This is a genomic window from Aphanizomenon sp. CS-733/32, from assembly GCF_028330045.1.
In the GTDB taxonomy this organism is placed as follows: Bacteria; Cyanobacteriota; Cyanobacteriia; order Cyanobacteriales; family Nostocaceae; genus Dolichospermum; species Dolichospermum gracile.
Map to the genome: position 1 here is coordinate 20881 of NZ_JAQMSE010000080.1, position 8670 is coordinate 29550.

An 8670-nucleotide genomic window follows, 5' to 3' on the forward strand; every position below is an offset into this window, starting at 1 on the left:
ACTATGAACTTAACACCAGAAAGTAAAGTTTTAATCCAGGGATTTTGTGAATTTATTTCCCCAACCCATATTGCTCAAATGCAAGCTTATGGCACAAATTTAGTAGCTGCTGTCAATCCAGGTTATGGTGGACAAAAAATATATAATTTGCCAGTATTTGACTTAGTAGAGGAGGTTGTGGCCAAATTTGGCCAGATTGACACCACAATTATTTGTGTTCAATCTTATCAAGTTTTGGATGCAGCATTAGAAGCGATCGCCTCTAATATCCCCCAAGTTATTATTACTACCGCCGGTGTTCCACCACTGGACATGGTACAACTCCTTCGCAAAACAGAAGCCTGCGAGACCTTAATTATTGGCCCAAATAGTCCAGGAATTATCGTTCCGGGAAAAATTCTCCTAGGTACTCAACCTAGCGAATTTTATCTCCCTGGTTCTGTGGGCATTGTTAGTCGTAGCAGTACCCTCACTTATGAAGTTGCATGGGAATTAACAAAAGCGAGTTTAGGTCAATCAATTAGTGTCAGTATTGGTAGTGACGCTATTGTTGGTTCTTCATTCCTCCAATGGTTACAAATTCTCGATGAAGACGAAACCACAGAAGCGATTGTTTTAATCGGACAGCCTGGAGGAGGAAGCGAAGAGTCAGCAGCACAATATATTACAGAAGCAATTGACAAACCTGTAATTGCCTATATTGCCGGTAGACACGCACCACCAGCGCGAAATTGGCAACAAACAGGGACTTTAGCGACTGTAATTGGACGTTCTGCGACTTTTGGTACAGTAGAAAGTAAATTGGCTGCTTTTGAGGCCGCCAAAATTCCTGTTGCTAATAGTCCCGCTCAAATTCCTGAATTACTGAAAAAAATGATGAAATCTTAGTCCTCACAGAAAAACCGTCAAGCCTATCTCCTGACGGTCTAAATAAAGCCCAAATTATCAATTATCAATCACCACCGATTAGCGATCGCTGTGTTAGATTGGGCATACTTGATATATATTTTTTCCTTTGACACGGCCGCCATTATGGTAATTACAAAAAGTAAACTGGTTTTGAGTGCTACGGTGGTAACGCTTTCTACAATTGCCGTTACCGGTTTGGGTATTCACTCAATTGGTAAGGCTTCATTTAAAGATAGTCAGAAGGATTTGATAGATGAAGTCTGGCAAATTATTTACTACCGATACGTAGATGGTACTTTTAATCAGGTAGATTGGCAAGCTGTACGCAAGGAATATTTAAGCAAGTCCTATACTGATGATAAAGCAGTCTACAAGTCTGTCCGGGAAATGCTGAAAAAGCTAGAAGACCCCTACACCCGGTTCATGGACCCAGAAGAATTCAAAAATATGCAAGTTGATACCTCTGGAGAACTGACAGGTATTGGTATCACCATCAGTCAAGATGCAAAAACAAAACAACTAATTGTTATCGCCCCGATTGAAGATACACCCGCATTTAAAGCCGGGATTTTAGCTAAAGATGTCATTCTGGAGATTGATGGTAAAAGTACCAAAGGCATGGACACCAATGAAGCGGTATCCCTCATTCGGGGAGAATCAGGTAGCAAGGTGAAGCTGACAATTTTGCGGAATGGTCGGAAAAAACAATTTAATATTCAACGAGCGCGGATTGAAATTCATCCCGTCCGCTTTTCAGAAAAGAAAACCCCAGCGGGAAATCTTGGTTATATTCGCTTGAATCAATTCAGCGCCAATGCCAGCAAGGAAATGAAAAATGCTATTGAAAAGTTAGAAGCTAAAAAGGTTTCTGGTTATATTCTAGATTTACGTGGTAATCCTGGAGGACTGCTATACGCGAGTATAGAAATTGCTCAAATGTGGATCAATAAAGGCACAATTGTGTTTACTATTGACCGTCAAGGTACACAGGATAAACAAGTTGCCAATGGCATGGCTTTGACTGATAAACCTTTGATCATATTAGTAGATAAAGGTTCAGCTAGTGCTAGTGAAATTCTTTCCGGGGCATTGCAAGATAATAAACGAGCGACTTTAGTAGGAAATCAGACTTTTGGTAAAGGTTTAGTCCAGTCTGTACAACCTTTAAAATCTGGGGCTGGTTTGGCTGTAACTATTGCTAAATACCATACTCCCAGCGGCAAAGATATTAACAAACATGGTATTGATCCAGATGTAAAAGTAGAACTGACTGATGCCCAACGTCAAGATTTATGGTTAGGTGGAAGGGATAAATTAGGGACTTTTGAAGATCCTCAATTTGCTAAAGCTGTGGAATTATTAGGTAAACAAGCTACTAGCAATACCAATACAATTAGAAAAAATTAATTGATTGAGGGTGGAGAAATCTCACCCCTACAGCTTTTGCCTGTTCCCTGCCCTCACAGACAATTTTTCAGCAACCCCTACTTACTCATTATTCAGAAACTTGGCTTTCATTTCTTCTAATTCTTTATCTATGGGATTATTGCTAGGAGATTGTGGTGGAGAATTAACGTTTTTGGGTTGGGGTTTACCACCTGTAAATTGAGTTTTTAGTTCTTGTAATTCTTTCTCAATTTGACTCGAATTTTTAACCACAGCAGGAGGTGGAGACGGGGGTGGAGTTATTTGTTTGGGAGGTAAAGATGATGGTTGAAAATTCAAATCTTTAATCACTTCATCAACTGTTTGGTAGCGGTGACTGGGGATGGTTTCTACCATTTTGTTAATGATTCGACTCAATTCTGGACTCACAGGAGTTTTGAGGTATTGTCCCCAGATCCAAGCTGCATTATGGGTATCGTAGGAGTCGAAAGGCGATCGCTCTGTTAATAGATTAATACAAGTTACCCCTAAACTATAGATATCACTGGCGAAAAGTGCCTTTCCACGCATTTGTTCCGGGGCAACATACTCAGGGCTACCTATACTTGTTCCCGTGCGATTTAGGGCTGTTCCTGTGGCGGATTTGGCTGCTCCAAAATCAACTATAACTAATTTGCGATCGCTATGACGACGAATGATATTTTCTGGTTTAATATCTCGATGTATAACCTGTTTACTATGACAAAATTGCAGAACTAGTAATAAATCATTCAGTAATTGCCGAATTTGCGTTTCATTGAAAGCCCCATTTTGTTCTAGCTCCTGGTATAAATTCAGTCCATCAATAAATTCCTGAACCAAATACTGTCTGTCATCTTGGCTACAATACGCTAACAGGGCAGGAATTTGGGAATGTTGCCCCAATTCATCCAACTGTACAGCCTCTTGGTTAAATAATTCTATCGCCTTTTGTACCGTATTTGTCCCTTGGGCTTGGGGGAAAAATTGCTTAATTACACAGGGTGGCTTTGAGGGTTTATCCTCATCTACAGCGAGAAAGGTTCGCCCAAAACCACCTTGTCCGATGGGTTTGATAGCACGGTATCTTTCTTTTAAGAGTAATTTTGTGCCACAGGTTTGACAAAACTTAACATCGTCAGTGTTTTTTGGCTGAGAACAATGGGGATTAAGACAATAAGTCATAATTAGGAGTTCGGTGTTCGGTGTTCGGAGTTCGGAGTCAGGAGGAAGAAGGAAGAAGCAATAGTCTCAAATTTGAGAAAGTGATAGGTAAATGAACGGTTTCAGCGCTTATTCCTTGCACCTAATTCACCTTTTTCGACCCGAAAACTCTTCATATATCTAGGTTTTTGGTTTATATGGCGATCGCCACCCTATCAGCAAGCCATAATTAAAATAAATGATACTTATCCTTATTGTGCCTTGTACTTTGCAAAAAAGTGGTGATGAATTTCCATACCTTAGCTCACAAGAGATTATTACCCCCCTCTCATTCTCTTCTAACTTCTGACTGGGCGCAGACCCTGCGCCCCTACTTTCTAGCCCTACCCTTAATATCAACACAAAACCGCTAAAATAGTACCAAATCAGAAAAACTGTAAAATTTGGATATGACCACAGCCACACCCGTAAAAACTGAATATGAAGCGATTATTGGCTTAGAAACCCATTGTCAACTCAGTACCAACACCAAAATTTTCTCCAACAGTTCCACAGCCTTTGGTGCTGACCCCAATACTAACATTGACCCAGTTTGTATGGGTTTACCAGGAGTTCTCCCCGTACTCAACGCCAAAGTTCTTGAATACGCCGTAAAAACTGGTTTGGCGCTAAATTGTCAAATCGCTCGGTATAGTAAATTTGACCGCAAACAATATTTTTATCCTGATTTACCCAAAAATTACCAAATTTCTCAATATGATTTACCCATAGCTGAACATGGTTGGATAGAAATTGAATTGGTAGATGATGCGGGAAACCCCAGCCGCAAACGCATTGGTATCACTCGTTTACACATGGAAGAGGATGCGGGGAAACTCGTCCACGCGGGGAGTGAAAGGCTTTCCGGTTCTACCTATTCTCTCGTAGATTATAACCGGGCGGGGATTCCCTTGGTAGAAATTGTTTCTGAACCAGATTTGCGGACAGGACAAGAGGCGGCGGAATATGCCCAAGAACTACGGCGGATTGTGCGCTATCTTGGTGTCAGTGATGGGAATATGCAAGAAGGATCTCTGCGTTGTGATGTAAATATTTCTGTCCGTCCGGTGGGACAAGAGAAATTTGGCACTAAGGTGGAAATTAAGAATATGAACTCCTTTAGTGCGATTCAAAAAGCGATTGATTATGAAATTGAACGCCAAATCGCCGCCATTGAATCAGGAGAAAAGATTGTTCAAGAAACTCGGCTTTGGGAAGAAGGTTCGCAACGTACCAGTAGTATGCGGGTGAAAGAAGGTTCTAGTGATTATCGTTATTTTCCTGAACCTGATTTAGCACCAATTGAAGTCACCCAACCAGAATTGGATTCATGGTTAAGTGAATTACCCCAACTACCTGCAAACAAACGCCATTATTATGAAAATGAGTTGGGACTGTCTGCTTATGATACGCGGGTCTTAACTGAGGATAAACCAGTTGCGGATTATTTTGAAAGTGCGATATCTAAAGGTGCAAATCCCAAATCTGCGGCTAACTGGATTACTCAAGATATCGCTGGCTACTTAAACAAACAAAAAGTCACCATTTCCGAAATTAAACTGACTGCTAGTAACCTAGCAGACGTGATTACCCGCATTGAAAATGGGAAAATCAGCAACGCTCAAGCTAAGGAAAAACTCACAGATTTACTCAATGGAGTTTCCCCAGAAGAGGCTTTTGCAGGTCAAGAACTCATTTCAGATCGTACCATTCTTGAACCGATTATTGATGAGATCATCGCCGCTAATGCTCAACAAGTCGAAAAATACCGCAAAGGTAACACCAATCTCAAAGGCTTTTTCGTGGGACAAGTCCTGAAAAAAACCGATAAACGCGCAGAACCCAAACTCACCAATCAATTGGTAGAAGAGAAACTCAACGAGCCAACGTAGGGCTATACCCCTCACCTCGACAATGGGGTAATGGGTAATGGGTAATGGGTAACAACGGATAACGGACAACTGACAAAAATAAAAAATAGGGGGTTTGACCCCTTGGTGATAGAATCATATAATGTGCTAAGTAGATGCACCCTGATGATTTTAGAGAGCTATCCAAGTGGCTCTCTTTTATTTGTTTTAGGTTTAATTTTCGTGATTAGAAAAAGATTGTCATCAACAGATAAACTCACTTATAGACATAAATACTGGACGCTGAGATCAAACCAGAGGCGGAAAGTAATTGAGCAGCAAACGCGATATAAATAATTGTGAGCAGAATTATGGCAGATTGGCAAATAATTACTGGTGGTGTGACAGCAGCGCGGGGGTATAAAGCAGCGGGAATTACAGCAGGACTGAAAGCTTCGGGATTACCAGATTTAGCCCTAATTGTATCAGATGTGGAAGCGATCGCTGCTGGTGTATTTACCACTAGCCAAGTTAAAGCAGCTTGTGTAGATTACTGTCGTCAAGTATTACAAGGGAAACATAGCGCTAGAGCCATCCTTTGCAATGCAGGACAAGCCAACGCCGCAACAGGTGAACAAGGCATTAAAGACGCTCAAGAAAGTGCAGACTTATTAGGTAAAGAATTGGGTATTAGCCCAGAATCCATTTTATTAGCTTCCACCGGCGTAATTGGTCAACGGATTAAAATGGATATATTGCGGGGTGGTATCCCCAAAGTAGTCGCAGAACTATCAGAAACAGGCTCAGACGCAGCCGCAGGAGCAATAGTCACCACAGATTTAGTCACCAAATCCATCGCCTTAGAAACCATTATCCATGACCGTCCGGTGCGAATTGGTGGAATTGCGAAAGGTTCAGGCATGATTCACCCCAACATGGCGACAATGTTAGCCTTTGTTACCTGTGATGCAGCAGTCTCTTCGACGCTTTGGCAACAAATGTTAACCAGAGCAGCAGATAGAAGCTTTAATTCGATCACAGTTGACGGTGACACAAGTACAAATGATTGTTTAATTGCTTTAGCAAACGGTCAATCTCGCACCCCAGCAATTACCGAAATGGGAGCAGAGGCACAGAAGCTAGAGTCCATGTTAACTTATGTATGTCAGCATTTAGCGAAAGCGATCGCTCGTGATGGAGAAGGAGCAACTTGTTTAATAGAAGTCCAAGTCAGTGGCGCTCAAGATGAATTATCAGCTCGTCAAATCGCCAAAACCATTGCAGGTTCATCTTTAGTCAAAGCCGCCATTTTTGGTCATGATCCCAATTGGGGACGGATAGCGGCTGCTGCTGGACGGGCTGGAGTCCGGTTTGAACAAGAAAACCTCTCTGTTAAATTAGGAGATATTTTACTATTTGAAAATGGTCAACCTTTACCTTTTGATAAAGCAGCGGCTAGTGCATATTTAAAAGCAGCCGCTCATGGTGAATATCTGCAATCAGACACAGTGTTAATTTCCGTCGGTGTTGGTAATGGTCATGGAACAGGACAGGCTTGGGGTTGTGACCTGAGTTATGATTATGTGAAAATCAACGCTGAATATACGACCTAAAAAAATCGGCCTTGCTGAGTAGGGGCGGGGTTTCCCCGCCCTTGATTGGGGTTTCCCCGCCCTTGATTGCTATAATATTTTTGGCGTTGGTAAATGAAAGTATGAATTTATCTTTTTATTTGATCTTTAACAGTGATGGAAATAAAATATGGATTAGCAATTAATCCAGCAAAAGCAATCAAAATTCAACCTTTAATTGAAACCTTTTTAATCTCAATTACAGTTTTAAATTTTACTTCACAAGAAGCAGAAAAAGCTGCGGAAATTAGAAGTATTCTTAAAATAGCAGGTTCTCCTATTGGTTCTTATGATGTACTCATTGCTGCAACAGCACTAAGTCATAATCTGATGATTGTCACCTCCAATGTGCGAGAATTTCAAAGAGTGCCTAATTTGCAAATCGAAAATTGGCGATTTCCTGAATAAATCTATACAAAACTTTACCATAAATCATTTTCTAAAAACCATAATAGGATATGAGTATCTAACAGGAAATTCATTATTCTTCCCCATAAAAAGCAGCAATCACTTCTTCTGAAATATCATCAAAATCATCAGCAATCTTCACCTGTCCTTGCCAAAAACCCGCAACTCTTGGCTCTAAAATACCTTGGTTACGCATCTGATTTAAACCCACTTTTTCCACTGTAATATTTTCTGGAGAAATAGGCAAAACCTTCGCCCAAGGAACACCTTGACGAGTTAGGGTAATTTCCATATTATTTTGGATATCTGATAATAATTCAAGTAAATTATCAGATAAGTAAGTAATATCAAAAGTTTTTTCTGACATTATTATTCATCTCCAACTATTATAGCAAAATTCAGAAATCATCAATAAACATTTAAAATTCAATATTAATAGTATCAGAAAACCAATCATCATCAATTAACTGTTCTAAAGTATAAGGACATTGAACAGGAAAAATGTTTTTCTTTAATCCTGTTTTTGCTATCACATACTTAATAGCTTTTTGATAATTATTTTCTTTTTCTTCATTTAGGTGTTTTCTTAAATTCGTAGTCATATCTGTTTCTAACTCACTACGAAAATTAACAATTTCCGCAGCCCAATGACGACAATTTATGCTTTCTGCTTCCCAATATTCAATTAATAATAAATGAATGATAATTTGTCTTAAATAACTTTCCCCACTGCGTTTAGTATCTCTAACCAAATTTTCTAAAACCTCACTTAAACTATCTAAATCTATATCATTTAATTGATTGTTTTTTATTTGTTCCAAAGTTATTTCATACCAGGCTAAATAGTCTGATTCATATAAATTTTTTAAGTTTATTAAGCTATTTGTGCTTAAAGTTTGCATATTTTCACCTCAAAAAATAATATAATTTCATTATACTCCATAAAAATCCTCATCCAGAATTTCCTCAACCCCAAGAGGACAAATTATAGGATACTCGTTGCTAAATAAAAATAATTCTCAATTAATTATTAAGAAAATCTAAACTTGAATTGTGATGAGTTATGAATATTAAAAGTATTATTATATTTTTATAAGTTTTAATTATAATTTATTACTAAAATAGCTTTAGCTTAATCAGCAGAAGCCCCACGTCTCACTCTTAGGAGCGTGGGATGAATGCGCGTGAGTTGAGTTGCGTAGCCCAAATTGTATTTGAGCGTAGCGAAAACAAAGAAGGCTACAGCGACGAAACGAACAAAATAT

General features: G+C 39.4%; 8 protein-coding genes. 5 read left to right on the forward strand and 3 right to left on the reverse strand.

The annotated features are described in order from the left end of the window. The first annotated feature begins 3 nt into the window (after positions 1-3). Both PN471_RS06455 and ctpC read left to right on the forward strand, forming a co-directional pair. Positions 4-888, forward strand: a complete 885-nt coding sequence (locus tag PN471_RS06455; protein WP_271776140.1) for a succinate--CoA ligase subunit alpha — start codon at positions 4-6, stop codon at positions 886-888. 144 nt (positions 889-1032) lie between these two features. After that, positions 1033-2316 (forward strand): carboxyl-terminal processing protease CtpC, encoded by a 1284-nt coding sequence (gene ctpC, locus PN471_RS06460; RefSeq protein ID WP_271776141.1) that lies wholly within the window; start codon positions 1033-1035, stop codon positions 2314-2316. Positions 2317-2397: 81 nt separating this feature from the next. Here ctpC and PN471_RS06465 read toward each other — a convergent pair whose 3' ends face one another. Next, entirely contained in the window at positions 2398-3498 is a 1101-nt protein-coding gene (locus tag PN471_RS06465; RefSeq protein ID WP_271776142.1) for a serine/threonine-protein kinase, read from the reverse strand. Between the two features lie 428 nt (positions 3499-3926). On the opposite strand from PN471_RS06465, the gene gatB reads away from it, so the two are divergent. The 3 genes from gatB to PN471_RS06480 all read left to right on the forward strand — a co-directional run bounded on the left by gatB (position 3927) and on the right by PN471_RS06480 (position 7405). Continuing rightward, the gene (gene gatB, locus PN471_RS06470; RefSeq protein ID WP_271776143.1) at positions 3927-5408 is read left to right on the forward strand and encodes an Asp-tRNA(Asn)/Glu-tRNA(Gln) amidotransferase subunit GatB; all 1482 of its coding nucleotides are present in this window, start codon (positions 3927-3929) and stop codon (positions 5406-5408) included. Positions 5409-5737: 329 nt separating this feature from the next. After that, positions 5738-6979 carry a bifunctional ornithine acetyltransferase/N-acetylglutamate synthase gene (gene argJ, locus PN471_RS06475; protein WP_271776144.1) on the forward strand — a complete coding sequence of 414 codons (1242 nt, stop codon included), beginning with the start codon at positions 5738-5740 and terminating at the stop codon, positions 6977-6979. A 135-nt stretch (positions 6980-7114) separates the two neighbouring features. Then, positions 7115-7405 (forward strand): PIN domain-containing protein, encoded by a 291-nt coding sequence (locus tag PN471_RS06480; protein ID WP_271776145.1) that lies wholly within the window; start codon positions 7115-7117, stop codon positions 7403-7405. Positions 7406-7478: 73 nt separating this feature from the next. Here PN471_RS06480 and PN471_RS06485 read toward each other — a convergent pair whose 3' ends face one another. Beyond that, entirely contained in the window at positions 7479-7772 is a 294-nt protein-coding gene (locus PN471_RS06485) for a type II toxin-antitoxin system Phd/YefM family antitoxin (protein WP_271776146.1), read from the reverse strand. A 52-nt stretch (positions 7773-7824) separates the two neighbouring features. Next, entirely contained in the window at positions 7825-8307 is a 483-nt protein-coding gene (locus PN471_RS06490) for a DUF29 domain-containing protein (RefSeq protein ID WP_271776147.1), read from the reverse strand. Positions 8308-8670 lie beyond the last annotated feature (363 nt).